This window comes from Mesorhizobium sp. WSM4887 (assembly GCF_029625865.1).
Classification (GTDB): Bacteria; Pseudomonadota; Alphaproteobacteria; order Rhizobiales; family Rhizobiaceae; genus Mesorhizobium.
Genome location: NZ_JARTVP010000003.1, coordinates 132983 through 159303 on the forward strand (window position 1 = coordinate 132983; position 26321 = coordinate 159303).

Genomic DNA, 26321 nt, shown 5'->3' on the forward strand with positions numbered 1-26321 from the left:
GAGGCTATTTCTTCAGCTGGTCGCGCAAGGCGGCGAGCTTGGCAAAGGGTGAATCCGGATCAAAGCGCTGCGGACGCTCCTCGCGCGGCTTGCCCTGGAAGGCCGGCTTGCTGCCGCCTGCGGCATTGCCCTTGCCGTCCTGCCTGTTGCCTTTCCAGTCCGGCCGGCCCTCGCGGCGGCCCCCCTCGTGGCGATCGGCACGCTCGCCCTGCGGCCTGCCTTCGCGCCGTTCGCCGCCTTCGCGTTCCGGTCTCGGCTTGAACTTCGAGCGGTCGAAGCGCGGCTTGCCGGCCCCGTCGCGCTGGTCGCGGCGGCCCTCACGGGCTGGCCGATCGCCGGCCTGGCCACCCGTGGCAGCCGCCTGGCCATCGCCTGCAGCCTGGCCGTTGCGCGGACGATTGTCGCGGCGATTGTCATAGCGGTGGCGCGGGCGCGAATGGTCGAAGCGCGCCTGCCGCCACAGCAGGATCGGCTTCGGCTCTTCCGACTCGGCGGGGGGCTCTGCGCCTTCACCGCTTTCGCCCTCGTGGAGAGCGCCGGCGTCGGCGGTGTTGGTGCCGCCTGCATCGTCGGCGCCGTCAGCCCCACCCGCGTCGCTTCCCGCCGCGACCTCCCCCATCGAGGTGGAGGCGTCGGCGCTTTCAGCCGACCCAAACGCTGCTGCAGCGTCCACCGCTGCAGCGGTCTCCACAGGCGGAGTCTCTTCCGCGACCGCAGCCGAAGCTTCCGCCGGATCTTTCGCGTCAGGCTCCGTCGCGGCTTCCGCGATGGCGTCGGCAGGAACTTCAGCGGCAGCCGGCTCGGATCCCTCGATCGTTGCCTCTACAACCGTGTCTGTTGCCACGGCGTGCGCCTCTGCCGCCTGTGCAGCACGCGCAGCCTCTTCCGCCGCAAGCTTCGCAGCCGCGGCCTCGCGGGCGGCATTGTCCAGCGCGTCGAGCTTGGCCTTCACCTCCGCCGCCGGCTTCGGTTCGGCGCGATAGCCAAGGCCTTTGAGGATCTCTTCCATGTCGTCGGCGGTGGCGCCGAGGATCGACATCATGGGCGGCGTCACCATGAAGGCGTGGCCGTCATAGGCGCCGTCCGGTCGCTGGCCGAGGCCGGGCTTCCAGTTTGTCGCGGGGCGAATGAGATCGGCCAGCCGCTCTAGGATATCGACGCGTACGGCGCGGCGGCCGAGATTGCGATAGCCGGCGAGCTTGTAGAACGTCTTGTCGAAAGCAGGATCGATCACCACCGAGGTGCGGCCCGATGCCAGCGCATGCACCACGTCGCCGAAGCCTGGCTTGTCCTTGCCGTCGCTCTTAAGCGCCCAGAGCAGCGTCACCAGCCCGGCCGGCGCCGGCTTGATCAGCGCCGGCACGAAGACGTGGTAGGCACCGAAGCGCACGCCAAGGCGCCGCAGGGCCGCCCGGCCTTCCTGGTCGAGCGACTTCATTTCCTCGGCGATGTCGCGGCGGTTGATGAGACCGAAATGCTCGACGAGCTGGAAAGCGATGCCGCGCGCGATGCCGGTGAGCTGCTCGGCGTTCTTCAAATCGACCAGCGGCTTCAAGAGCGACTCGATCTGAAAATTGACGAAACGCTCGGCGCGCGCCGCGACCTTGTCGCGGGCAGGGCCGGTGAGCTGCTCGTCGGCAAGCAGCACAAGGCGCGGCTTCAAAGCCTCGTCGCCGGCAACCAGGGTGCCGATCGGCGCGCCGATCCAGCGCAGGACACCGTCCGAGCCCAATGCCAGATCGCCGTTGGCGCACGCGGCGAAGCGCTCGGCGCGCGCCTCGAACTCAGCCGCGAGCGCCTTCTGGGCAGCGGTGCGCACCGCCTTGGCGTCCTCGCCGCCGGCGCTCTGGTCGGCGGTGAAGCGGAATCCCTGCAACTCGCCGACGTGATGGCCTTCGACGAGCACGGTTCCGGTTGGGCTGATTTCAGCTTCAGGCATGGTATTTTCTCTAAGGCGCCGCATGAGGACGGAAGTCCTGCGGTCTACGAAGCGTTTCGTCAACCGCTCATGCAGCGCATCCGACAATCTGTCTTCGATTTCGCGCGTCTTTTCCTGCCAGTGTAGCTGATCGGCCAGCCAGCCCGGTCGGTTGGAGACGAAGGTCCAGGTGCGGATCTGGGCGATCCGGTGCGACAGCGTGTCGATATCACCATCCGTGGTGTCGGCCCGCCGCACCTGCTCGGCCATGTAATTCTCATCGACATGGCCATGGCGTGCAAGGTCCATGTAGATCGAGGCGATGAGCTCGGCATGCTGGGCGGGCGCGATCTTGCGGTAGTCCGGCAGCGCGCAGGCCTCCCACAGCAGCGCCACGCGCTCCCTGCCGGTGGCTAGCGTCCTGATGTCCGCGTCGCGCGACAAATGTTCCAGCGCCTGGGCGTCGACCGCCGGCAATGCCCGGGTCAGCCCTTCGACCGGCGCGTTGGTCTCGATCGAGCGTTTCAGGGCATCGAGGCTGGCAAAATCGAAATCGGCGGTGCGCCACTGCAGCACCTTCACCGGGTCGAAATCGTGCCCCTCGATCTTCTTGACCAGATCCTCGTCGAACGGATCGACCTGGCCGGTAACGCCGAAGGTGCCGTCGCGCAGGTGTCGGCCGGCACGCCCCGCGATCTGGCCTAGCTCGGCGGCGGTCAGGTTGCGGTATTGGTAACCGTCGAACTTGCGGTTCTGGGCGAAGGCAACGTGCTCGAGGTCGAGGTTCAGGCCCATGCCGATGGCATCGGTGGCGACCAGATAGTCGACGTCGCCCGACTGGAAGATCTCCACCTGGGCATTGCGGGTGCGGGGACTGAGCGCGCCGAGAACGACGGCAGCACCGCCCTGCTGGCGGCGGATCAATTCGGCGATGGCATAGACCTCGTCGGCGGAGAAGGCGACGATCGCCGTGCGCCGCGGCAGGCGGGTGAGCTTCTTCGAGCCGGCATAGGCAAGATGCGACAGCCGCGGCCGCGTCACCACCGAGACGCCCTTCAGCAGGCGTTGCAGGATGCCGTGCATGGTGGCGGCGCCCAGAAGCAGCGTCTCCTGGCGGCCGCGCAGATGCAGGATGCGGTCGGTGAAGATGTGGCCGCGTTCGAGGTCGCCGGCGAGCTGCACCTCGTCGATGGCGACGAAGGCGGCATCGGTCTCTCGCGGCATCGCCTCCACGGTGCAGACGGAATATCTCGCGCTCGCCGGCACGATCTTCTCTTCGCCGGTGACCAGCGCCACCTTGCTGGCGCCGACCTTCTCGCAGACGCGTGTATAGACCTCGCGGGCAAGGAGCCTCAGCGGCAGACCGATGATGCCGGTGTCGTGCGCCACCATGCGCTCGATGGCGAGATGGGTCTTGCCGGTGTTGGTGGGGCCGAGCACGGCCGTCACGTCGCGGCCGGAAAGGATCAGCGGCTGGGAGGGTTTCGGCTGGATATTCATCGGCTCGGAAATGAGGCTTTCTGCCGCTTGTTGTCGGGGACGCGACGGTTCCGTCGCGTGTGACAGGGCACACATAGGGATTTCAGACGCGAAGCGAAAGCGGAATGTTCCCATCAAGGGAAAGCGGAATGTTCCATCAAGAGATGGCGCGACGGCAGGCAAGGTCAAAATCCGCGCTCGATTAACCGTTGGAACGAGTCTGGAACGAATCGGCGACGAATCACTGACTCACTCTGATTCAGGTTTTGTTCACGGCTACATGTGGATTTTTTGGCCATGAGTCTCACCACATGCTGAATCTGTGAATTGGCCCGTTTCGTGCTTAGCTCGCGCTGGTGCCGGAGCGTCGTTAACCTTTGTGGGAGAGCGACCGCGACGGACTCGAGCGCGGCCGCGAACATTATGAAATGGTTGATCTTTCCTAATCGTCGTTAATCTTTTTCGCGCTGTTTCCGGCGTGGCCCGTTAACTTTTCGGCCAAAGCCGGAACGAATCGGCGACGAATCAGCGATCTGCAAAAATTCCCGGTTTGTTCACCCCTAGATATGGTGTTGTCCACAGCTTGTGCACCGAAAAATTCACAGCATGTGAACCGGGTTTCCACAGGGCGCGAGGAGGCCGTTAAGTATTGCGTGCCAAATTGAGGCATGCCCACCCGGTGCCGCCGGAGCGCAGACAAAAACAGGCGGCCCGTTTGCGGCGGGCCGCCTGCCATCGGTGTCAGAAGAGTTCAGCCGAACAAGATCTCAGGCGAAATACTGGCCGCCATTGGCGCTTATCGTCGAGCCGGTGATGAAGCCTGCGTCTTCCGAGGCGAGGAAGACGACGCAGCGCGCAATCTCCTCCGGCTCGCCGAGACGGCCGACCGGGATCTGAGCGATGATCGATTCCCGCACTTTTTCCGGCACGGCCATGACCATGTCGGTGGCGATGTAGCCGGGGCAAACAACGTTGACGGTGATGCCGGCGCGGGCGCCTTCCTGGGCAAGCGCCTTGGTGAAGCCGATATCGCCGGCTTTCGAGGCCGAATAATTGACCTGGCCCATCTGGCCTTTCTGGCCGTTGATCGAGGAGATGGTGATGACGCGGCCGAACTTCCTATCGCGCATGCCGTTCCATAGCGGATGCGTCATGTTGAAGACGCCGGAAAGGTTGGTGTCGATGACCTCCTTCCACTGCTCGCGGGTCATCTTGTGGAACATGGTGTCGCGGGTGATGCCGGCATTGTTGACCAGCACCGAGACCGGACCGAGATCAGCCTCGACTTGGGCGATGCCGGCGGCGCAAGCGTCATAATCGGCGACCGACCATTTGTAGACGGGGATGCCGGTCTCGGCCTTGAATTTCTGGGCCGCCTCGTCATTGCCGGCATAGTTCGCGGCGACCGAATAGCCGGCATTCTTCAGGGCCACCGATATCGCCGCACCGATGCCGCGCGATCCGCCCGTGACGATTGCTACCTTGCTCATGCATTTCCTCCCTTTGGTCGGAAGAGCGAATAGGGAGTGGCGAATAGCGAGTAGGGATCGATAGCCCGTCGTGCAACGCCATTTCCCCCTATTCGCTACTCCCCATTCGCTATTCGCTCAGTTCGCCATTCGCTCAGTTCAAGGCTTCCACACACATCGCAACGCCCATGCCGCCGCCGATGCAAAGCGTCGCGAGACCCTTCTTTGCGCCGCGGCGGCGCATCTCGTAGACCAGCGTGTTGAACACGCGGGCGCCCGAGGCGCCGATCGGATGGCCGATGGCGATGGCGCCGCCATTGACGTTGACGATCGAGGGATCCCAGCCCATGCCCTTGTTGACGGCGCAGGCCTGCGCGGCGAAGGCCTCGTTGGCCTCGACGAGATCGAGGTCCTTGGCCGACCAGCCGGCCTTCTCCAGCGCCCGCTTCGAGGCCGGGATCGGGCCGGTGCCCATGATCGCCGGGTCGACGCCGGCGGTCGCCCAGGAGGCGATGCGGACCAGTGGGGTGATGCCGCGCCTGGCAGCCTCGGCCTCGCTCATCAGCAGCGCGCCGGCGGCTCCGTCATTGATGCCCGAAGCATTGGCGGCGGTGACGGTGCCGTCCTTGTCGAAGGCCGGCTTCAGCTTGGTCATGGCATCCAGCGTAGCGCCGTGGCGGATGTATTCGTCCTGGTCGACGATGGTGTCGCCCTTCTTGCCCTTGATGGTGACGGCGACGATCTCGTCCTTGAACTTACCGGCCTTCTGCGCCGCCTCGGCCTTGTTTTGCGAGGCCAGCGCGAACTCGTCCTGGACTTCGCGGGTGATCTGGAACTGACGAGCGACGTTCTCGGCGGTGTTGCCCATATGGTAGCCGTTGAAGGCATCCCATAGGCCGTCCTTGATCATGGTATCGATCATCTTGTAGTCGCCCATCTTGACGCCGGCGCGCAGGTGCTGGGCGTGCGGCGACAGCGACATCGATTCCTGGCCGCCGGCGACGATCACCTTGGCGTCGCCGGTGGCGATCTGCTGCATGCCGAGCGCAATGGCCCTCAAGCCCGAGCCGCAAACCTGGTTGAGGCCCCAAGCAGTCGTCTCCTTGGGCAGACCGGCATTGATGGAAGCCTGGCGGGCCGGGTTCTGGCCCTGAGCGGCGGTCAGCACCTGACCGAGGATGACTTCGTCCACCTCCGCCGGGTCGACCTTGGCACGCGCGAGCAATTCCTTGATGACGACCGCGCCGAGCTCGTGCGCGGGCGTGGCGGCGAAACTGCCGTTGAAGGAGCCGACTGCTGTGCGGGCTGCGCTGGCGACGACGATTGAATTGGAAGCGGACATTTTCTTCTCCAGGCTTCGAGGTGTCGTTAGGCTATCCTTGGAGACTTTCTTGCCCGTTCAAGCACCTGAGTCAAACCGGAAATCGGCATGGCCGCCATGCGCGGCAAGCAAGTCGAGCGCTTATCGTGACGGCGTGGCCATCGCGCTGCAGCACAATTTGGCCCGCCCTTTCGGCATTAATTGATGCCGCACTGCACAAACCGCTTGGAATTGTGACGCTTTTGCGCATATCCTCGACAAATGGCGCAATCGTTACCGGCCGCTTACTGTGAACGCGCCGGTATCCTGGGGAGGATACGGATGGCCGCAAAAGACGACCCGATCGTCATCAAGAAGTACGCCAACCGCCGGCTCTACAACACCGGCACCAGCACCTATGTGACGCTCGAAGATCTGGCCGAGATGGTCAAGAAGGGCGAAGAATTCACCGTGCAGGACGCCAAGACCGGCGACGACATCACGCATCCGGTGCTGACCCAGATCATCTTCGAGCTGGAGAACAAGGACGGGCAGAACATGCTGCCGATCCCGTTTCTGCGCCAGCTGATCTCCTTCTACGGCGACCAGATGCAGATGATCGTGCCGAGCTTCCTCGAACAGTCGATGATCGCCTTCTCCAAGGAGCAGGAGCGTTTCCGCGAGCAGCTGAAGGGCGCCTTCGGCAAGACGCCGATCGACATGATGAAGACGCCGATGAAGGCGCTGGAGGAACAGACGCGGCGCAACGTCGAGATGTTCCAGAACGCGATGCGCATGTTCACGCCGTTCCCGTCCGGCGGCCCCAATTCCGCTGCGCCCGCCGAGCCGCCGAAGAAGGACGAGAAATCCGACGACCTGCAGGAATTGAAGGCGCAGATCGCCGCCATGCAGCGCAAGCTCGACACCATGTCGTGATGGCTAGCCGTCAGGTGTTCCTGCAGGGCCGTCATAGCGGGCTCGCGGCCTGATCGGCCTGTTGCTCGTCACCTGCTCGATGGCATGCGCCGTCCAGCCGATGCTGCGACCGAGCGCGAACAGGCGAAAGGGCGCGTCGGCGGGGAGATTGAGGCTGCGCGTCAGCGCGGCCAGCGCGAAGTCGACATTCGGGCGCATGCCGGTCGCGGCAAGGACGGCGTCGCGCAGATGAAGCAGATCGTCAGCGATGTCGAGGTCGGGCAGCAGAGCCTCGGCGCGCGGATCGCCTTCGGGATAGAGCTGATGGCCGAAGCCGGGCAGCGGCCGGTCGTGGGCCAGCCAGCGCGCGATCGTCTCGTCCGGCCCGAGCCGCTCGGCATCCTCGACCAGCGCGATGGCCGCGGCGCCGGCGCCGCCATGACGCGGGCCGGTAAGGGCAGCGAGCCCGGCAAGCAGGCAGGCCACGATCGGCGCGCCGGTCGAAGCGGCGACGCGTGCGGCGAAGGTCGAGGCGTTGAGCTCGTGATCGGCCAAAAGCACCAGCGCCTTGCGGATGAGATCGGCACCGGCAGCGTCGACCGACCAGCCGCGCGCCAACCTTTCATGCACCGGCTCCGCCCCCGGGCTTGCACCGAGTGACGTCGCGAGCACGCTGGTGGCGCTGGCGCCATCCTGCTGCAGCATGCCCGGCCTGCGGCCGAGCGAAGGCCGGCCAGCCGCGGCAAGCGCCGACAATCTTGCAAAGGCCGTCGGGGTGCCGCTCTCGCGAACGATCGAAGGCGTCAGCGATGCGAAGGATATCGCGGCGCCGGATGCCCAAAGCAGGCTTGCTGCCTCCTCCAGCGTCGCTGTCGCGGCAAGCGCAACGGCATCCTTGCCGCGATAAACGAGGCGGCCGTGCAGCACGGTCGAGATGGCAGTGGTGATCGCTGGCTCGCCCCAGGCGATGGCGCTTTCGGCGATCGCCTGGGGGCTGCGCCCGCGCGCCCGACGGGTGGCGAGCGCGGCTATGTCGTCGGCTCGATACTGGCTGCGGCGCGGATCGGCCCCGTCGGGCCGCATGCCGATGCGGCCGCGGCTGACATAGGCGTAAAGGGTCTGCGGCCGGACCTTGAGCCGCGCCAGCGCTTCCTCCCGCGTCAGCCATTCGGACAAGTTCGCACCGCCTCATATTGATTCAGTTGATCAAGATTGATGCGTTGATTGTAGAGCATTAACTGCAGTGCACAAAGGGTCAAGGAGACAGTCATGGCAAATGGGCTCGATGATGTTGTGGCGGCGGAGACGGTTCTTTCCGATGTCGACGGCGCGGGCGGCCATCTCACCATCCGAGGCCATTCGTTGACGGAACTCGCCGGGCACTGGCGCTACGGCCAGGTGGTCCGCCTGTTGTTCGACGGGTTCTTTGACGAGCTTCCCGGCGACAGCGAGCTGGAGAAGGCGATCGGCAATGCGCGTGTCGAGGTTTTCGAACGGCTGCAGCCGATGCTCGCTGAACTTCCAGCGCTCGATGTCTACAGCGGCATGCGCGCCGGCATCGCCCTGCTGCCCGACGGCGACTCGCTCGCCGACGCGCTCCGGCTGATCGCGGCGCCGGCGGCGCTAACGCCGGCCCTGCTGCGGCTCGGACGCGGCGAGAAGCCTGTTCCTCCGGACGCACGCGCCGATCATGCGACCGACATGCTGCGAATGCTCTCCGGTACGGCCTCGCCGGCGCTTGCCAAGGCGCTCGATACGTATCTGGTGACGGTCTGCGACCATGGGCTCAATGCCTCGACCTTCGCAACGCGGGTGGTGGCGTCGACGCAGGCGGGCTTGACCTCGGCGATCCTGGCCGGGCTCGGCGCGCTCAAAGGCCCGCTGCATGGCGGCGCGCCGGGGCCGGTGATCGAGATGCTCGACGCGATCGAGGCGAGCGGCGACGCGGCCGCCTGGCTGCGAAACGAGATAGCTCGCGGCGAGCGCATCATGGGCTTCGGCCATCGCATCTACCGCGTACGCGACCCGCGTGCCGACGTGCTGAAAGCCGTCGTGCGGCGGCTGGGCACACGAAATGAGTCCGGCCGCCGGCTGGCCTTCGCCGAGACGGTGGAACAGGCGGCACTCGACGTGCTCAGGGTCGCCAAGCCGCAACGCTCGATCCAGACCAATGTCGAATTCTATACCGCGCTCCTGCTCGAAGCCGCGGGCTTCCCGAAGGAGGCGTTCTCCAACGTCTTTGCCGCCGGCCGCGTCGCCGGCTGGATTGCGCATGCGCGCGAGCAGCAGGCGACCGGACGCCTGATCCGGCCGCAGTCGCGCTATGTCGGGCCGGTGCCCGATCTCGTCGCCTGACGCCGCGAGCAAACCCCAATGCAATACTCCGCGTCCGGCAGCGGACAGTTTTTTCATGAGCGAAATTTCACCCGATCACGCTTGTGTGCTCGTGTTCTTGCCTTGGTCCGTCCTTATATGCTGCGCTGCAACATAGGCTGACGGCAGCGGTCCCGCTCCAATGACGCAGGGGCAGGCCGGCACATCGAGACAAGGAACGCCATGGCGAAGAACGGCAAGGCGGGGGACAAGAAGAAGATCAACATCGCGCTTCAGGGCGGCGGTTCGCACGGCGCCTTCTCCTGGGGCGTGCTCGATCGTCTGCTCGAAGACGGGCGGCTTGAGATCGCTGCCGTGTCCGGCACCAGCGCCGGCGCGATGAATGCGGTGGCGCTGGCCGACGGCTTCGTGCGCGGCGGCGTCGAGGGCGCGCGCACAAAGCTCGATGATTTCTGGCGTGCTGTGGCCTCGAAGGGGCGGTTCAGCCCGGTGCAACGCATGCCGTGGGACGTGGTCTGGGGGAACTGGTCGATCGAGAACACGCCCGGCTATTTCTTCTTCGACACCATGTCGCGGGTCTTCTCGCCTTACGTCGCCAATCCGCTCGGCCTCAACCCGCTGCGCGATGTGGTCGAGAAGGAGATCGACTTCGGCAACGTGCACGCCTGCAAGTCGATGGAGCTCTTCATTTCGGCGACCAATGTCGAGACCGGGCAGCTGCGCGTCTTCTCGGATGGCGAGATCGACATCGACACGGTGATGGCGTCGGCCTGCCTGCCGCAATTGTTCCGCGCCGTCGAGATCAAGGGCGTGCCCTATTGGGATGGCGGCTATGGCGGCAATCCGGCGCTCTATCCGTTCTTCAAGACTGCGGCGGCCGAGGACGTGCTGCTCGTGCAGATCAACCCGGTGGTGCGCGAAGGCACGCCGAAGAGCGCCAACGAGATCCAGAACCGCATCGACGAGATCACCTTCAATGCCGGGCTGCTGCGCGAATTCCGCTCGATCGCCTTCGTCAAGGAACTGATCGCGGCGGGACGGCTGCCGCATGGCGAATACCGCGACATCCGCATGCACCGCATCGATGCCGACGAGGCTTTCAAGGATCTGTCGGCCTCGTCCAAGGTCAACGCCGAATGGGCCTTCCTCGCCTATCTGCGCGACCTTGGCCGCAGTGCGGCCAGCGACTGGCTGGAGGAGAACTACGACGCGGTCGGCAGCCGAGCGACGCTCGACCTCTCGGGCGAGCTCGACGACGGCTTCAAGCCGATGCGCGGCCCGGCCCCGGGCCGGCGGGTCAAGGAATTCCTCGCCGCGCGCATCAAGCCAGAGTCAGCGCGCCGGCGAGCCTAGTTGCCCAACCCTGTCGCACGTTTCAGCAGGCGCTGAGGTTTCCCTTGCGGAACCGGCGATATGCTGGATTCACCTCCGTCGCGCGAGTAGTTTACCTCGACGTAAACGGGAGGTAGCGATGCTGCAGACCAGACAGAACTCTCTCGGGGTCAAGTTTGAGGCGCAGTGCAGGGCCTTCGAGAAGGACCCCTTTCCTGGCCTCGCAGTGCGCAAGGATCGGCTGAAGCGGCTGCTGGCGCTGACCGAAAAGCATGAAGCCGAGATCTGCACGGCGATCGACAGCGATTTCACTGGACGGGCGGCGCAGGAAACGCGGCTTGCGGAACTGTTCGTCGTTCGCGCCGGCATCAAGCACGCCATCCGGCATCTGCGCGGCTGGATGCGCGAGCGCCGCGTCGCCACCAGCCTGCCGTTCCTGCCGGGGCGCAACCGCCTTCTGCCGCAGCCGCTCGGGGTCGTCGGCATCGTCTCGCCCTGGAACTATCCGTTCCAGCTTGCCATCGCGCCGGCAACTGCCGCTCTAGCCGCCGGCAACCGGGTGCTGCTCAAGCCGTCCGAGCTGACGCCGAACTTTTCGGACCTGCTCGCCCGGTTGGTCGAAGAGCATTTTTCTTCCGACGAGATGAGCGTTGTGGTCGGCGATGCCGAAGTCGGCAAGACATTCGTGTCCATGCCTTTCGATCATCTCCTGTTCACCGGCTCCACCGCGGTCGGCCGGCAGGTGGCGTTAGCCGCGGCCGCCAATCTGACGCCGGTGACGCTCGAACTTGGCGGCAAGTCGCCGGCGATCTTCGATGCGTCGTGCGATCTCGACGCTGCGGTCGCGAGCGTCGCCTACGGCAAGCTCTTGAATGCGGGCCAGACCTGCATCGCACCCGACTATCTGATGGTCCCGCAAGGGCAAGGCGCGGCGATCGCCGCAAAACTTGCCGGCGCGATGGCGCAGCTCTATCCGCGCCTGGGCGACAATCCCGACTACACGGCGATCGTCAGCGAACGGCACCAGCGGCGCCTGAGCGACATGGTCGCCGAGGCGCGCGAAAGCGGCGCCGATGTCACCGAGGTCAACCCGGCAAATGAAAGGCTTGGCGTGAGCGACCGCAAGATGGCGCCGGTCCTGGTCAGGAACGCCGGCGAGAGTTTGCGGCTGATGCGCGAGGAAATCTTCGGGCCGGTGCTGCCGATCGTTGAATACGGCGCGGTAGATGAGGCGATCGATCACGTGAACCGCGGCGAGCGTCCGCTGGCCCTCTATTGGTTCGGCAAGAACAGCGCCAATCGCCAAAGGATCATGCGAGAAACCGTTGCCGGCGGCGTGACGATCAACGACAGCATGATGCATCTGGTGCAGGAACGGCAGCCATTCGGCGGCGCCGGCGAGAGCGGCATGGGCGCCTATCACGGCGAATGGGGTTTCCGCACCTTCAGCAAGGAAAAGCCGATCTTCGTCCAATCCAGGCTGAGTGCCGGGGCCCTGCTCAGGCCGCCTTATGGCCGCACATTCGAGCGGCTGTTCCGCTTGCTTAACCTGATCACCTGATCGGATTTATTTTCGGATTGGGCGCGTCCTCTGATTGCCCCATGCCAATGCGACATGTCATTTCGCAAAAAAATTCTTCATCATACTGACGCCTGCTGCCATTGAGTGTCCGATCGGCTGAAAAACCGGCCCCGATTGAGAAAAGCCAAGCAGTCCAGCATGTAAAACGCGGAAAAAACCAGCGCCCCAAGCTCGGCGGCGCAATAATCCATCAAAGTTTCTGACTGTTTTGCGCAACGGCTTTGCGGTAGAAGCGCGCTTCGCCGATCACGGCAAATTGAAGATGGCTCTGCGCGCCCCCATATCGGCCGCGCGCCCGGGGATCGAAACCGTCGACCCCGCCCAAGCCTGCAACGGAAAAAATGACGATGCCGAAAATCAGGTTTCACAAGCTTGCAGCCATTGCTGTGCTCATCGGATCCGCTGCCTGGATGGCAACGGGCGAGTTCTCGTCCGTGGGCAGCGCCGCCGATCACCAGAAGGACGGAGAAGCAGGCAAAGCCGCGCAGTCCGGCGCCGAAAAGCCGAAGACGGCGGAGGCCGAGCCGAAGGCAGCATTGCGCACCGTCGCGGTGGTGACGCCGCCGCGCAAAACCTTCGCGCGGGCGATACGGATCTCGGGCCTGACCGAAGCTGACAAGCGCGCTGTGCTTGCTGTCCGCGTCGCCGGTGTCATCGATAAGCTCCCGGTCAAGCAGGGCGATCACGTCAAGACCGGCGACCTCGTGCTGATGCTCGCCGCCGAGGAGAAGCTCTCGAATGTCGACAATGCCAGGCAGTTGCTGGCGCAGCGCAAGGCCGAGCTCGACGCAGCCGAGCGGCTGGCCAAGACCGGCAACCTGCCCAAGCTGCAGCTCGACACTGCTCGGTCGAACCTGACGGCGGCGCAGTCCATGCTGGAGACGGCGCAGGCCGAACTCGACCGCAATGAAGTGAAGGCGCCTTTCGACGGCGTCATCGACCGCGTGCCCGTCGAGCTCGGCAGCTCGGTGATGCAGGGCGGCGAGGTGGCCACCATCCTCAAGCTCGACCCGGTGATCGCGCGCGGCGAGATCAGCGAGCGCGACCTGCGCTACATCAAGATCGGCGACCAGGCCAATGTGCGCCTTGTCAACGACCAGAAAGTCACCGGCACGGTGCGCTACATCAGCCGTGACGCCTCCTCGCAGACCCGCACCTTCCGTGTCGAGGTGGCGATCCCAAATGCCGACGGCTCCATCCCCGCCGGCATGACGGCCGAGATCACGCTCAGCGCCCAGCCGACCGATGCGGTCATGCTGCCGCGCTCGGTGGTGACGCTGGGCGACAAGGGCGACCTCGGCATCCGCGCCGTCGGCAAGGACGACAAGGTGGCGTTCTTCCCGATCGACCTCGTCGACGACACGCCGAAGGGACTGGTGCTCGGCGGCATACCGCAGGACGCGCGCATCATCGTCGCCGGCCAGGAACTGGTGAAGGAAGGCGATCTGGTGAAGCCGGTCGAGGCCGACCAGGCAACCATCAACAAGCTGATCAGTGAAGCCTCCGCCGGCACGCAATAGCGCGGTCGCCGCGCCGGCTCGGCCGGCGCCGCTGGCCAATGTCGCGGCTTCCAGGGAAACAGCAGGCATAAGTCATGGACATCGTCAGACTCGCCATTCACAACGCCCGCCTCACAATATCGGCGCTGATGTTCCTGCTCGTCGCGGGCTGGGTCGCCTATCAGTCGACGCCGAAGGAAGCGGAGCCGGACGTTCCGATTCCGATGATGTATGTCAGCCTGATCTACCAGGGCATATCGCCGGAGGACTCCGAACGGCTGCTGCTCAGGCCGATGGAAAGCAAGCTCAAGAGCCTGAAGGGGCTCAAGGAGATGCGCTCGGCCGCCTTCCAGGGCGGCGGCTACGTGCTGGTCGAGTTCCAGCCGCAGACCAATCTGGCCACCGCGCTGCAGGACACGCGCAGCAAGGTGCAGGACGCCAAGGCCGACCTGCCGCAGGCGGCGGAGGAGCCGACCGTCACTGAAGTTAACGTCTCGGAATTCCCGGTTCTCGTCGTCACGCTTTCCGGCGACGTGCCGGAGCGCGTGCTGACGTCGGCGGCGCGCGAATTGCGCGACCGCATCGAGGAGGTGCCAGGCGTGCTCGAAGGCTCGCTGCAGGGCGCGCGCGACGATCTGGTCGAAGTCGTCATCGATCCGGTGAAGCTCTCCTCCTACGGACTCCAGCTCGATCAGGTGATCCAGGGCGTCGGCGCCTCCAACAGCCTGGTCGCGGCCGGCAATCTCGAAGGCTCCGAGGGCAAATACGCGGTCAAGGTGCCGTCGCTCATCGAGACGCCCGAGGACGTCGCCAAACTGCCGGTCGTCGCCACGCCCAATGCCGTGGTGCAGGCCAAGGACGTCGCCACCATCCGCTCCACCTTCAAGGACGCCGAGACGGTGACCCGCCTCGACGGCAAGCCGGCGATCGCCATCGAGGTGAAGAAGCGCATCGGCGCCAACCTGATCGACACGCTGAACCATGTCCGGGAGGTGTCGGACACCTTCATCAAGACGATGCCGGAAGGCATGCACGTCACCTACACGCAGGACAAGTCGGTCTTCGTCAACCAGCTTTTGGGCGACTTGCAGAACCATGTGATGATCGCGGTCATCCTGGTGTTCATCGTGATCCTCTACGCGCTGTCGGGACGCGCCTCGCTGCTCATCGGCCTCGCCATTCCGTCGTCCTTCCTGATCGGCATCCTGCTGCTTGCAATGATGGGCTACACGATCAACATGATCGTGCTGTTCAGCCTCATCCTGGCGGTCGGCATGCTGGTCGACGATGCCATCATCGTCACCGAATTCGCGGAGCGGCGCATGAGCGAGGGCATGCCGAAGGCCGATGCCTTCGCGCTAGCCGCCAAGCGCATGGCCGGCCCGGTCATCGCAGCGACAATGACGCGCATCGCCGCGTTCTCGCCGCTGCTCTTCTGGCCCGGCATCATCGGCGACTTCATGAAGTACATGCCGATCACGCTGATCGTGACGCTGTCGGCCTCGATGCTCTATGCGCTGGTCTTCGCGCCGACGCTCGGCGCCATCTTCGCCAAGGCGCCGGCGCATCACGAGGACAGCGATCGCGACGGCTGGTATATGGCGCTGGTCAAGCAGGCGGTGCGTTTCCCGATGACCGTCATCCTGCTCACCGTAGGCCTGCTGGTCGGCGTCGGTTTCGCCTATTCGAAATACGGCGCCGGCGTCGAGTTCTTCCCCAGCGTCGAGCCGGATTACGGCCTGCTCTATGTGCATGCCCGCGGCAACCTTTCGCTGGCCGAAATGGACGCCGCAACCAAGACGGCGGAAAGCCGGCTGCTCGGCTGGCCGGGCGTGAAATCGGTCTACACGCGCGTCGGCAAGACGCAAGGCGGCGGCCAGGACATCCCGGAAGACGTGGTCGGGGTGATCCAGTACGAATTCGTCGACTGGCGCGAGCGCAAATCCGCCAACCAAATCCTCGATGATTTGCGTGGCGTCATGGCCGGCATTCCCGGGGTCGATGTCGAAGTGCGCGTGCCGGAGGCCGGCCCGCCGACCGGCAAGCCGATCCAGATCAGGCTTTCGGCCGCCGACCCGGCCGGGCTCGACGACAAGGCGCGCGCCGTCGCAGCCCGCATCGCCAAGGTCCCCAACGTGATCGATGTTTCCGACGGCCTGCCGCCGCCCGGCGTCGACTGGGCGCTTGAGGTCGATCGCGCCAAGGCGGCGCAATACGGCATCAGCCCGACCTCGGTGGGCACGGTGGTGCAGCTGGTAACGAACGGCCTCAAGCTGTCGGAATACCGGCCGGCCGGCGCCGACGACGCCGTCGACATTCGCCTGCGTCTGCCGGAAGACCGGCGCACGCTCTCGACGCTCGACGAGCTCAGGGTGCAGACCTCGCAGGGCTCGGTGCCGATCTCGAACTTCGTGGTCAGGAAGCCCGAGCCGACAGTCGGCGTCCTCAACCGCATCGACGGCGCGCGCACCGTGGTGGTGCAAGCCAATGTCAGCGCCGGCGCGCAAGTGGCAGCGGTGCAGGCGGAAGTCACCAAGGCCGTGGCCGACATGGATCTCGGCAGCGGCATACGCTGGAAGCTCGCTGGCTCCAACGAGGACAGCGCGGAAGCCAGCGCCTTCCTTAGCAAAGCCTTCGGCGCGGCGATCTTCCTGATCTTCCTGGTGCTGCTCGCGCAGTTCAACAAGTTCACCAGCGTGTGGCTTGTTCTGTCCTGCGTTGTGATGGCGACGATCGGCGTGTTCCTCGGGCTGCTTCTGACAGGCGAGGCCTTCGGCATCGTGATGTCGGGCATCGGCGTCATTGCGCTTGCCGGCGTGGTGGTGAACAACAACATCGTGCTCATCGACACCTATGACCGGCTGCGCGAGGAAGGCTGGGACAAGATGGATGCCGTGCTGCAGACCTGCCGCGAGCGCGCGCGGCCGGTGGTCCTGACCGCGGTGTCGGCCATCCTCGGCGTGCTGCCGATCGCCTTCGGCCTCGGTCTCGAAATCTTCCATCACGAGACGACGATCAACGCGCCATCGACGCAGTGGTGGATTTCGCTGTCGTCGGCGATCGTCTTCGGCCTGTCCTTCGCCACCTTGCTGACGCTGGTGGTGACGCCCTCGATGCTGATGGTGTTCACCCGAGCCAAGGTGAAGCCCGGCGCCCGGCGTGGCTGGCTCAGCCGCCTGTTCCGCCGCGGCAAGGGCGAGCTCTCGACAGGCGAGCCGGTAGCGGAAGCCAATGCCGAGCCGGCGGTCGCCTTCCCGAAAGCCGCCGAGTAGAGCGACTTCGCAACTCAGGTACATAAAGCCGCTCGGGAACTACCGGGCGGCTTTTTGCATTGTTCCCTCGAAGTTCAACCAGACGGCGAGGGTTTTCAATGACGATCGGTACAATTCTCGTAATAATCCTGATCCTGATCCTGATCGGCGCCGTGCCGGCATGGCCGCACTCGCGGTCTTGGGGCTATGGGCCTTCGGGGATTGTGGGAGTCATTCTGGTAGTGTTGCTGATCCTGCTTTTGATGGGCAGGATCTGAACCGACGACGATTTGCGGTCGGGCCTTGAAGTCCGGCCGTTTTCATCTTGAGGTTGTTCTTTGCTCAGGCGGCCTGACGCATGGGCGCGACGGCTATGCCGATGTCTTGCATGGCTTCCGCCACTGCTCGGTCGAGCGGGGTGTGCGGGATTTCGCCGATGACCTTTTCCAGGCGCGCTGACGCCAGCCGGTGCGGCTCGAAGCGCAGGTAGGACATCGAGACGATCTCGCGCCACATGGTTACGAACGGGCTGCCGGCGCGCAGCACCCACCAGGGCATGAACGTGAGTTTCAGCTTGCGGCCGAGCGCCTTTTCGGCGGCGGCCTTGATGTCGAGATCGGTGACGGCGTGGCCGGGGAAATTGATGGCCTCGTAAAAGCCGAGCTTATCGAGATTGCGCGCCAGTGCGACAAAGGCCACCGCGAAGTCGGGCAGATAGGCCCATTCGTGCACGAGCTTGGCCGCGCCGGCGGCGGTGTAGACCCCCTTTTCCATCTTGGCGGCGACGACGAGATCGAACCAGCCGCCGCTGCCGGTGCCGCCAAAGAAGTCGCCGGCCCTAAGCAGAATGGTGCGCACGCGGCCCGCATCGGCTTCGCGACGGAAAAGCTCCTCCATGGCGACGCGGATGCGGCCCTTGTCGGTGGTAGGATGGAAATTCGTTTCCTCGGTGATCACCTGCGGCATCGGCGAGCCGTAATTATAGACAGTGCCCGGGAAAAGATGCAGCGCGCCGTTCGCCCGACAGGCTGCCATGACGTTCTCGGCCATCGGCAGGCATTTGCCCCAGTCGGTATAGATCGGGTTCAAGCCATTGAAGATGATGTCGACGCCTTGCGTGGCCCGGATCAGCGACTGGCGGTCCAAAGCGTCGCCAGCGACGGCAATAGCGCCCTTGAGCTCGGGCGGCACCTTGCCGGTGCGGGTGACAGCGCGGACGTCGAAACCGGCGTCGATGAAGGCCTTGGCAACCACGCGTCCGAGCCGGCCATTGGCGCCCAGAATTGCGATCTTGGTCATTGTTCGTCTCCGTTGTTTGCGCTTGCCCGCTTAATCTGACGTCTTCAAAGCCGAATGGAAATTGACTAAGGTCGGCACTCTGTTATTCAAAAACGAATGAATGAATTCGACTGGAATCTGATCAAGAGCTTCGTCGCGGTGGCCGAGACCGGCAGCCTTTCGGCCGCCGCGCGCAAGCTCGCATCAAGCCAGCCGACGCTCGGCCGCCACATCGCCGAGCTGGAGCAGGCGCTCGGCGTCACGCTGTTCCGGCGCGGGCGGCGCGGCTACGAACTCACGGAGGCAGGCAGCGCACTCTACGAGCGCGGAAAGGCAGTCAGCGAGCAGGCCAATGCGTTCTCATTGCTTGCGCTGGGCTCGGTCGAGGCGATCGAGGGCACGGTGCGCATCGCTGCCTCGGAGGTGGTTGCGGCCTGCGTGCTGCCGCAGATCACGGCGCGCCTTGGCGAGGAAGAGCCGGGCATCGAGGTCGAGATCGTCGCTTCCAACCAGGTCGAGAACCTGCTGCGGCGCGACGCCGACATCGCCATCCGCATGGTCAGGCCGGCGCAGAACGAGCTGATGGCGCGCAAGGTCACCGATATCGCGCTCTGCATATGTGCTGCGAAATCCTATCTCGACCGGCATGGACGCCCGCAGAAGCCGAGCGATCTCGCCAACCATCCTTTGGTCGGATTCGACCGCAGCGATGAGATCGTTCGCGGCCTCACCGCGTTTGGCATCCCGGTCAGCCGCAGCAACTTCCGCTTCAGGACCGACAACCAGATCGTGCTGTGGGAAGCGGTGCGGGCCGGCAATGGCATCGGCATCGGCCAGGAGCCGCTCGCTAGTCGCGACCCTCGACTGGAGAAGCTGTTGCCGGAGGTTCCCTTGCCCGTGCTGCCGGTGTGGCTTGCAATGCACCGTGACGTGCGCACCAGCATGCGCATCCGCCGCGTGGCGGATTTCCTGCATGAAGAGCTGAAGCGCTACTCCGCCGGCGCAGGCTCGGCGGCGAATTCGGCGCGGTGAGCCAGGTTTGCCATCAACAGCACGATGACCAGCAGGCCGGAAAGCGCGACGAAGATCGGGCCGAAGCTCGAATGCTCGGCGACGAAGCCGATCGCCGACGGCGCCACCAGGATTCCTGAATACCCCATCGTGGTCACGACGCTCATGCCGGTGCCGGAAGACAAGCCTTCCTGGTTGCCGCCGGCCGAAAACAGGATCGGCACCATATTGGCGATGCCGAAACCGCAGAAGGCGAAAGCGGCAATGGCAAGATAAGGCGAGGGGGAGAGGCCGGCCACCAACATGCCGGCGGCAGCGACAAGCGCCGAGCCGCGCAGCGTCGCCACCGCGCCGAAGCGGTTGCGCACGCCATCGCCGAGAAAGCGCATAAGCGCCATGACGCCGGAGAAGGCAGCATAGGCGAGGCCGGCAATCGCAAGGTCGGCGCCGAGCTCCTGCTGGAGGTAGAGCGCGGCCCAGTCAAGTACGGCGCCCTCTGAGACCATGGTGAGCAGCGCCATCAACCCGAGATAGACAATTGTGTGCCGCGGCAGCGTAAATTTCTGATGCCCGGCGGCCTGCGGCCTGTCGTCGGCGATGAGGTAGCGAACAGCAAAGGCGATGACCAAAAAGGCGAGCGCCGTCACCGCAATCGCATGCGCGAGATAGCCGTAGTTCTGAATGGAATAGCCACCAAGCGCGCCGCCGGCGAAGCCGCCGAGGCTCCAGAAGCCATGCGAGGACGACATGATGGCGCGGGAGAGCCGTCGTTCGACGATCACCGCGTTGGAATTCATGGCGACGTCCATGCCGCCGATCGAGCCGCCGAAGACGAGCATCGCGAGGGCCGCGAGCGGCACGTTGGGCGCAAGTGCCACGACCAGCAGGCCGAAACTGCCGCAGATGCCGAACCAGCGCAGCACGGGGCGCGAGCCGTGCCTGGAAATGAGATGGCCGCACCAGGTCATCGCCATCACCGCGCCGACACCAAACAACAGGATCAGCAGGCCGAGGGTGAATTTCGAGATGTCCAGCCGGGTCAGAAACACCGGGATCTGCGGCGCCCAGCTGCCGGTGAGAAAGCCATTGGCCAGGAAAATGCCGGCAACGGCCCAGCGGCCGCGCGTCGCGGCTTGCCTTGTGGTTTGCACGCTCATGGTTTGAAGTCCGAATGGCTTTGCGCGGCAAATTAGATCGATTCAATTTGTAGTCAAGAAGCGCTATGGCAGAAGCGTTGGACCAAGAGGCGCGGACCTGTGAGGAATGGCCCTACTTTGGAGATTTGGCCGAAACGCCTCCTTTGACATCCATGGGCGAAGCAGGAGCGAAGCGACGCGCGCAGACCTTGGGATGACAAAGCAGCAGCGGCGAGCCAAATAGGACGGTTCAATGATCCTTCGGCCGCCTGGCCTCGAACTCAGCCTTCGTGGCCTCGGAGGCTTCGGTCTGGTTGAGCGCCTGCCATTCGGCATAGGGCATGCCGTAGATGATCTCGCGCGATTCGTCCTTTGTCAGGGCAATGCCGTCAGCCTCGGCCGCCTCGCGATACCAGTTCGACAGGCAGTTGCGGCAGAAGCCGGCCAGGTTCATCAGGTCGATGTTCTGGACGTCGCCGCGTGCGCGCAGATGCTCGACCAGCCGGCGGAAGGCGGCGGCCTCGAAATCGCGTTTCCGTTCTTCGCTGAGTTCGGTCATTTCGTGGTCCCCGGCCTCTCGGCCGTTTTTTAGGCCGGCCCGGTGCGCGAGCCGAACATCTTCACCTCGTGTATATCGGCACGGCGGTCGACGGCGTCAACGATCGGAGCCAATCGCTCCGCCCATTGAACAGCGCCAGCGCGGTCGGCGATCAGGTCCTGACGGATCTCGAGCAGGGCATGGGCATAGCCGTTGACAATGGCATGGCGGAACATGGTGTCGCCGCGCAGCGCGCCGTCATAGGGCTCGTTGTCGCCGACGATCAGCGCCTTGTCTTCGGCCAGCATGTCGATCAGCGGCCGCGCAACGCGGTCGTCGCGATCCCACAAGATGCCGACATGCCAGGGGCGGATGAAGCCTTGCATGCGAGGGGTGAAGGAATGCACCGAGAAGATGAACGGCGCTTTGCCGGAGGCCTGCGCCACCGAGGAAATCATCGCCCCGACCGCGTCGTGATAGGGGCGGTAGAAGCGGTCGAGCCGTCTCTCCCGCTCCTCGGCGGCCATGGGATAGTTTCCCGGCACGACGGTACCGTCATAGAGCTGGCGGATCAGCGTCGGGTCGTCCTCGCCCCGGTTGGGGTCGATCAGAAGGCGGGAGAAGCCGGCCAGCACGGCCGGCGCATTGAGCGCCGCCGCCAACTCGCGCGTCACCGTCTCGACGCCGATGTCATAGGCGATGTGGCGCTCGAACTCGGCAGCCGGCAGGCCGAGGCTGCCATACTCTTCCGGCAGGTCGCGACGGGCGTGATCGGCCAGAAGCACGATGCCCTTCTTGCGGTCGCCCTCGACGATGTCGAAGGGCGCGAAAGCTGTGGATCGGGTCATCGGCTGAAAACGGTCTGTTCGCTGGCGTCCGGGCGGGGTGGTATCGTCATTCCACGAAGAGGACTGAGGCGCAATGCCGTTGTTTGGCCACGGTTTCTGCAAAGAATCCCGGATGGGACGCCAAATCGTTCACCGGACCCTTCTAAATCGATTGGAATTGAATAAAACGGCGCGTTGACATGCGCCCGGAGTTTGCTGAAAAGGTGCTTCGACGATGCAGATGTGGTTCGCCAAGGGTTTTGGATTGGGTTGCGCCGGCAGGCTGCGCAAGCGCCTGAGCCTGCCGCTCCTGATCTTTGGCGCGGGCCTGTGCGCGCTCGCCGCGACCTCGCCGGCGCGCGCCGACTTCCGCGTCTGCAACGCGACGCAGAACCTGGTCGGCGTCGGCATCGGCTATCGGGCGAAGGCCGGCTGGATCACAGAGGGCTGGTGGCACATCGAGGGGTCGACCTGCAAGACGCTGATCGAGGGGCCGCTGTCATCAAGGTTTTACTATCTTTATGCAGAAGACGCCGAGCGCGGCGGGCGTTGGGACGGCCCGATCAACATGTGCGTCGCCGAAAAAGAGTTCAAGATTGCCGGCGTGAATGATTGCGTCGCCCGGGGCTTTCAGCGCGCCGGATTTCAGGAATATGACACGGGCGAGCAGGCAAGCTGGATGGTCCAGCTGACTGACGAGCCCGCAACGGGCGGCGCGCCAGCGGCCCCCGCTCCGGGAACGAACAATCAATGAGACGTAACCGCAAGGTCAAGATCCTCGCCACCATCGGTCCGGCTTCCTCCTCCGAGGAGATGCTGCGAAAGCTCTTCGAGGCAGGCGCCGACGTCTTCCGCATCAATATGAGCCATACCGACCACGAGCTGATGCGCACGCTTGTCGGCCGCATCCGGGCCGTCGAGGCGGCGGTCGGGCGGCCGATCGGCATTCTCGCCGATCTTCAGGGGCCAAAGCTCAGGGTCGGCAAATTCGCCAATGGCAAGGAAGCACTGACCGTCGGCCAGACCTTCACGCTGGATGACAGTCCGGAACCCGGCACGTCGAAGCGCGTCTACCTGCCGCATCCGGAAATCCTGAACTCGGTCGAGGCCGGTCACCGTCTTTTGATCGATGACGGCAAGCTGGAGCTCAAGGCGGTCAAGAGCGACGGCAAGTCGATCGCCTGCACGGTGGTCGCCGGCACCGGCATCTCCGACAAGAAGGGCGTCAGCCTGCCCGACACCGATCTGCCGGTCGGCGCGCTGACCGAGAAGGACCGCGCCGATCTCGACGCGGTGCTGGCGGCAAGCGTCGACTGGGTGGCGCTGTCGTTCGTGCAGCGGCCGGAGGATCTGGCCGAAGCGCGCAAGATCGCGCGCGGCCGGGCCCTCATCATGGCCAAGATCGAAAAGCCGCAGGCGGTGGCGCGCCTGGCCGAGATCATCGAACTCTCCGACGCGCTGATGGTCGCGCGCGGCGATCTCGGCGTCGAGATGCCGCTCGAGGCCGTGCCCGGCATCCAGAAGCAGATCACGCGCGCCGCCCGCCGCGCCGGCAAGCCGGTGGTGATCGCGACCCAGATGCTGGAATCGATGATCACCGCACCCGTGCCGACCCGCGCGGAGGTCTCGGATGTGTCGATCGCCGTCTTCGAAGGCGCGGACGCGATCATGCTTTCGGCCGAATCCGCCGCCGGCGCCTACCCGGTCGAGGCGGTCGCGATGATGAACCGCATCGCCACCAAGGTCGAAGCCGACCCGACTTATGCCGGCATCATCAACGCCCAGCGCTCGGAACCGGAAGCGACCGGGGCCGACGCCATTTCGCTCGCTGCGCGCGAGATCGCGGAGACGCTGAAACTGTCGGCGATCATTTCCTACACCGCCTCTGGAACAACTGGTCTGCGCGCCGCGCGCGAACGGCCGCAAGTGCCGATCGTGGCGCTGTCGCCGATCGTCAACACGGCGCGCCGGCTCTCGCTTCTGTGGGGTACGCATTGCGTGGTCTCGGAGGATGCTATCGACCTCGACGATATGGTCGACCGCGCCTGCCGCATTGCCCTCGAGGAAGGCTTCGGCAAGCCGGGCGACCGCGTCATCATCACGGCGGGCGTGCCGCTGAGGACGCCCGGCTCCACCAACATGCTGCGCATCGCCTATGTCGGCTCAGAGACGCACTAAGGTATGCCCGTATTCAGGTGGGACCGGCCTGTGAGGCGCGCCTTTCCTGCGCTTCCGGGGCTCATGTGGTCAAGTCGCTCCGCTCCGGTTCTGGGAATCCGCTCTGCTCGGCTCGGCCTAATTTGAATCTCGACACCTTCCGGTCCCGAGCTTAGCCCGGCGCCAGCTCGGCGTCCGGCACCTTCAGTTCCGGGTACCTGTCAGCGCCTTGCGCGTCGCCGGCGATCCGGCTTTCCACAACACTCGCCATCGACTGCAAGTCGACCGGCGCGCCGGCCGCCCTTTCGATGGCGCCGACGACGAGGTCGGGGGCGATCCAGTCGGGCTTGTGGCCGAGATTGGCGACCCAGACCAGCTCGGCGCCGGGAATGTCGCGTTCGAGGCCGACGGAATGGACCGTGGCATAGACCACCTTGTCGCGATCGCCGGAGATGACCAAGGTCGGCGCCTTGATCTCACGGTAGCCAGGCGAGGCAACGCGCACATAATCGTAAAGTCGGGCCACATCGCGGGCGTTGGCGCGGAAGGCAGGCGGCCTCAGAACAAGCGGAATGGAAGCCTTGCCGATATAGCCCTTCGGCACATTGTTCGGTGAAAACACGCAGGCCGTGGCATTGCCGATCCGCAGCATGCCCGCCGCGTAAGCAATGGTCTCGGAAAACAGCCAGCCGACCACCGGAACAGCCGTCAATTTGTAATACCAGGCGGTCGCGCCGCCCGGCCACGGATGGCTCACGGGCGCCAGGAAGACGAGGCCGAGCGTCTTTTGCGGATGCTGGCGCGCGAAGGCGGTTGTGACCGCGCCGCCGAAGGAATGGCCTATGATGATCGCCCTTGCGATGCCGAGCCGATCCATCAACGCGGCGACAGTGTCGGCCTGCGCCGCCAGCGTTTCGTTGTCGCCGCGCTCCGACCAGCCGAAGCCCGGTCGGTCGAGGAACAGCAGCTCGGCGCGGCCCTCGAGCAAAGGCCTCAGCGGCAGCATCTGGTCCTTGAGATTGGCACTGGCGCCATGGATGAAGACGACAGGCGGCAGATCGGCGCCGGCGGCGGGGACGTGGACATAATGGATGCGGGCACCATCGATGTCGGCGAATGCGCCGATCGGCGGATTGCGGCGCTCGATCAGCCAGACGCCGGCGCGGGTAATGCCGGCAAGGGCGATGAGGAAGGCAACGAGGCGGAGGAGCGCGAGGCAGATGAGGTCCATGCGGAAAGTACGGGCGAGTGGATCTAATTTAGGAGCGCGATGAGTTTGGCGAGCTGGCGGCCTGCTGCCAGGCCAAATTATTGCCCGCTTCGGTGGAGTATCGCAAACGTTCGGCTTGGCCGGGCTTGTCAAGGTCGTCGTCACCTTGCGCGAAGGCTACAGCGGAGCAGAGTTCTGCACCACCGTCGCGGCGCGGAAAAGTCACGGCATGGGTCGTTGGCTCAAGCCCGAGGATGACGAAAAGCTGCCCCTCAAATGCCCTCGCCGGCCAGGTCTTCCGACAGCGTCGAGACCTGGCCCTGGGCGCTGCGCATCATCGGATAGATGGTGAGCACCTTCTGCCAGGCTTCCAGCGCCGACTGCTTGTGGCCGGTCTCGGCCATGATCTGCGCGAGACCCGACAGCGCGCCGAAATGGCGCGGTTCGAGCCGCAGCGTGTGGTCGATGTCCGACATCGACTTTCCATAGTTCTTCATCAGGAAATGCACGGTAGCGCGGCGGTTCCAGCCTTCGGCATAATCGGGCTGCAAGGTCACCACCTGATCGAGGAAATCGAGCGCGACGTCGAATTTCTGGTCTTCCGCCGCCCTTTGCGCCCATCGCATCATCAGGTCGATCGAGGCGCTGCCGGACTGGTTCCACTCATTCCAGATGCGGCCGGCGATGCGTTCGGCGGCCTTCTCGTTGCGCTCGCGTCTGAGATCGGCAAAGAGCTGGTCGAGCCGTCCCTGCCTGGTCGAGGCGACCGGCGGAGGCGTGATGGCGGGCGGCGGCGAAGCGGCGGGCGGCGTGGCCTCATCCTGCGCCGAAGCGGGCAAGGTCGTTCCGGAAAGGACGAGGGCAATGAAGAATGCAAAAAGAATCCGCATGTCCGGAATCTAGTCCCGGACGGCGGATCGTCAAAATGATTTTAGCGTGAGGGTCCGGCGAACCGGCAGTCGACATCAGCGGCGGGGGGGGGGGGGGCCCCCCCCCGGGGAGGCCCGGGGGGGGGGGGGTGGGGGGGGGGGGGGTTTTGGGGTTTTTTTTTGGGGGCGTTTGGCGCCACCACCCCGTTTGGGGGG

At 64.9% G+C, this 26321-nt stretch carries 20 protein-coding genes; 10 read left to right on the top strand and 10 right to left on the bottom strand.

Annotation, left to right across the window (positions count from 1 at the left end; genetic code table 11):
- Window positions 1-4: 4 nt before the first annotated feature.
- From P9230_RS14225 to P9230_RS14235, 3 genes are all read right to left on the bottom strand, one after another.
- On the bottom strand, window positions 5-3418 hold the full coding sequence (locus P9230_RS14225) for a helicase-related protein (RefSeq protein ID WP_278119583.1): 3414 nt from the start codon (window positions 3416-3418) through the stop codon (window positions 5-7).
- A gap of 746 nt (window positions 3419-4164) precedes the next feature.
- Complete coding sequence (locus P9230_RS14230) at window positions 4165-4887, bottom strand: beta-ketoacyl-ACP reductase (protein ID WP_067319406.1); 723 nt, start codon at window positions 4885-4887, stop codon at window positions 4165-4167.
- 133 nt (window positions 4888-5020) lie between these two features.
- The gene (locus tag P9230_RS14235) at window positions 5021-6208 is read right to left on the bottom strand and encodes an acetyl-CoA C-acetyltransferase (protein WP_067319404.1); all 1188 of its coding nucleotides are present in this window, start codon (window positions 6206-6208) and stop codon (window positions 5021-5023) included.
- A gap of 300 nt (window positions 6209-6508) precedes the next feature.
- On the opposite strand from P9230_RS14235, the gene phaR reads away from it, so the two are divergent.
- Window positions 6509-7102, top strand: a complete 594-nt coding sequence (phaR, locus tag P9230_RS14240) for a polyhydroxyalkanoate synthesis repressor PhaR (protein WP_067319402.1) — start codon at window positions 6509-6511, stop codon at window positions 7100-7102.
- A 3-nt stretch (window positions 7103-7105) separates the two neighbouring features.
- Here phaR and P9230_RS14245 read toward each other — a convergent pair whose 3' ends face one another.
- Entirely contained in the window at window positions 7106-8257 is a 1152-nt protein-coding gene (locus tag P9230_RS14245; RefSeq protein WP_067319400.1) for a citrate/2-methylcitrate synthase, read from the bottom strand.
- Window positions 8258-8350: 93 nt separating this feature from the next.
- On the opposite strand from P9230_RS14245, the gene P9230_RS14250 reads away from it, so the two are divergent.
- From P9230_RS14250 to P9230_RS14275, 6 genes are all read left to right on the top strand, one after another.
- Window positions 8351-9436, top strand: coding sequence for a citrate synthase/methylcitrate synthase (locus tag P9230_RS14250; protein WP_278119584.1), 1086 nt, complete (start codon window positions 8351-8353; stop codon window positions 9434-9436).
- 201 nt (window positions 9437-9637) lie between these two features.
- Window positions 9638-10768 (top strand): patatin-like phospholipase family protein, encoded by a 1131-nt coding sequence (locus tag P9230_RS14255; protein WP_067319396.1) that lies wholly within the window; start codon window positions 9638-9640, stop codon window positions 10766-10768.
- Between the two features lie 118 nt (window positions 10769-10886).
- A complete protein-coding gene (locus P9230_RS14260; RefSeq protein WP_278053457.1) occupies window positions 10887-12308 on the top strand; it encodes a coniferyl aldehyde dehydrogenase in 1422 nt (473 codons plus the stop codon).
- Window positions 12309-12676: 368 nt separating this feature from the next.
- Window positions 12677-13849, top strand: coding sequence for an efflux RND transporter periplasmic adaptor subunit (locus P9230_RS14265; protein ID WP_278119587.1), 1173 nt, complete (start codon window positions 12677-12679; stop codon window positions 13847-13849).
- A gap of 74 nt (window positions 13850-13923) precedes the next feature.
- Window positions 13924-17100, top strand: coding sequence for an efflux RND transporter permease subunit (locus P9230_RS14270; protein ID WP_278119589.1), 3177 nt, complete (start codon window positions 13924-13926; stop codon window positions 17098-17100).
- A gap of 98 nt (window positions 17101-17198) precedes the next feature.
- On the top strand, window positions 17199-17357 hold the full coding sequence (locus tag P9230_RS14275) for a DUF3309 family protein (RefSeq protein ID WP_040991775.1): 159 nt from the start codon (window positions 17199-17201) through the stop codon (window positions 17355-17357).
- 64 nt (window positions 17358-17421) lie between these two features.
- Here P9230_RS14275 and P9230_RS14280 read toward each other — a convergent pair whose 3' ends face one another.
- Window positions 17422-18378, bottom strand: a complete 957-nt coding sequence (locus tag P9230_RS14280) for an SDR family oxidoreductase (protein ID WP_278119591.1) — start codon at window positions 18376-18378, stop codon at window positions 17422-17424.
- A gap of 96 nt (window positions 18379-18474) precedes the next feature.
- Here P9230_RS14280 and P9230_RS14285 point away from each other — a divergent pair, with 96 nt between their 5' ends.
- Window positions 18475-19389 carry a LysR family transcriptional regulator gene (locus tag P9230_RS14285; RefSeq protein ID WP_127404126.1) on the top strand — a complete coding sequence of 305 codons (915 nt, stop codon included), beginning with the start codon at window positions 18475-18477 and terminating at the stop codon, window positions 19387-19389.
- On the opposite strand, the gene P9230_RS14290 is transcribed toward P9230_RS14285, so the two are convergent.
- From P9230_RS14290 to P9230_RS14300, 3 genes are all read right to left on the bottom strand, one after another.
- On the bottom strand, window positions 19347-20525 hold the full coding sequence (locus tag P9230_RS14290) for an MFS transporter (RefSeq protein WP_278119593.1): 1179 nt from the start codon (window positions 20523-20525) through the stop codon (window positions 19347-19349). The two genes, P9230_RS14285 and P9230_RS14290, sit on opposite strands and share 43 nt — an antisense overlap.
- Before the next feature lie 229 nt (window positions 20526-20754).
- Window positions 20755-21063, bottom strand: coding sequence for a DUF1244 domain-containing protein (locus tag P9230_RS14295; RefSeq protein WP_095799795.1), 309 nt, complete (start codon window positions 21061-21063; stop codon window positions 20755-20757).
- A 29-nt stretch (window positions 21064-21092) separates the two neighbouring features.
- Window positions 21093-21890 (bottom strand): N-formylglutamate amidohydrolase, encoded by a 798-nt coding sequence (locus P9230_RS14300; protein WP_095799796.1) that lies wholly within the window; start codon window positions 21888-21890, stop codon window positions 21093-21095.
- A gap of 214 nt (window positions 21891-22104) precedes the next feature.
- Between P9230_RS14300 and P9230_RS14305 the strand changes: the two genes are divergently transcribed.
- A complete protein-coding gene (locus P9230_RS14305; RefSeq protein ID WP_170950279.1) occupies window positions 22105-22623 on the top strand; it encodes a DUF1036 domain-containing protein in 519 nt (172 codons plus the stop codon).
- Window positions 22620-24047 carry a pyruvate kinase gene (pyk, locus tag P9230_RS14310; protein ID WP_067319379.1) on the top strand — a complete coding sequence of 476 codons (1428 nt, stop codon included), beginning with the start codon at window positions 22620-22622 and terminating at the stop codon, window positions 24045-24047. Before P9230_RS14305 ends, pyk begins: the two co-directional genes overlap by 4 nt.
- A gap of 151 nt (window positions 24048-24198) precedes the next feature.
- Here the strand turns inward: pyk and P9230_RS14315 are convergent, their stop codons facing one another.
- Together P9230_RS14315 and P9230_RS14320 are read right to left on the bottom strand one after the other, a co-directional pair.
- Window positions 24199-25257 carry an alpha/beta hydrolase gene (locus tag P9230_RS14315; protein ID WP_278119596.1) on the bottom strand — a complete coding sequence of 353 codons (1059 nt, stop codon included), beginning with the start codon at window positions 25255-25257 and terminating at the stop codon, window positions 24199-24201.
- A gap of 251 nt (window positions 25258-25508) precedes the next feature.
- Window positions 25509-26126: a hypothetical protein gene (locus tag P9230_RS14320; RefSeq protein ID WP_067001924.1), complete on the bottom strand. Its 618-nt coding sequence runs from the start codon at window positions 26124-26126 to the stop codon at window positions 25509-25511.
- Window positions 26127-26321 lie beyond the last annotated feature (195 nt).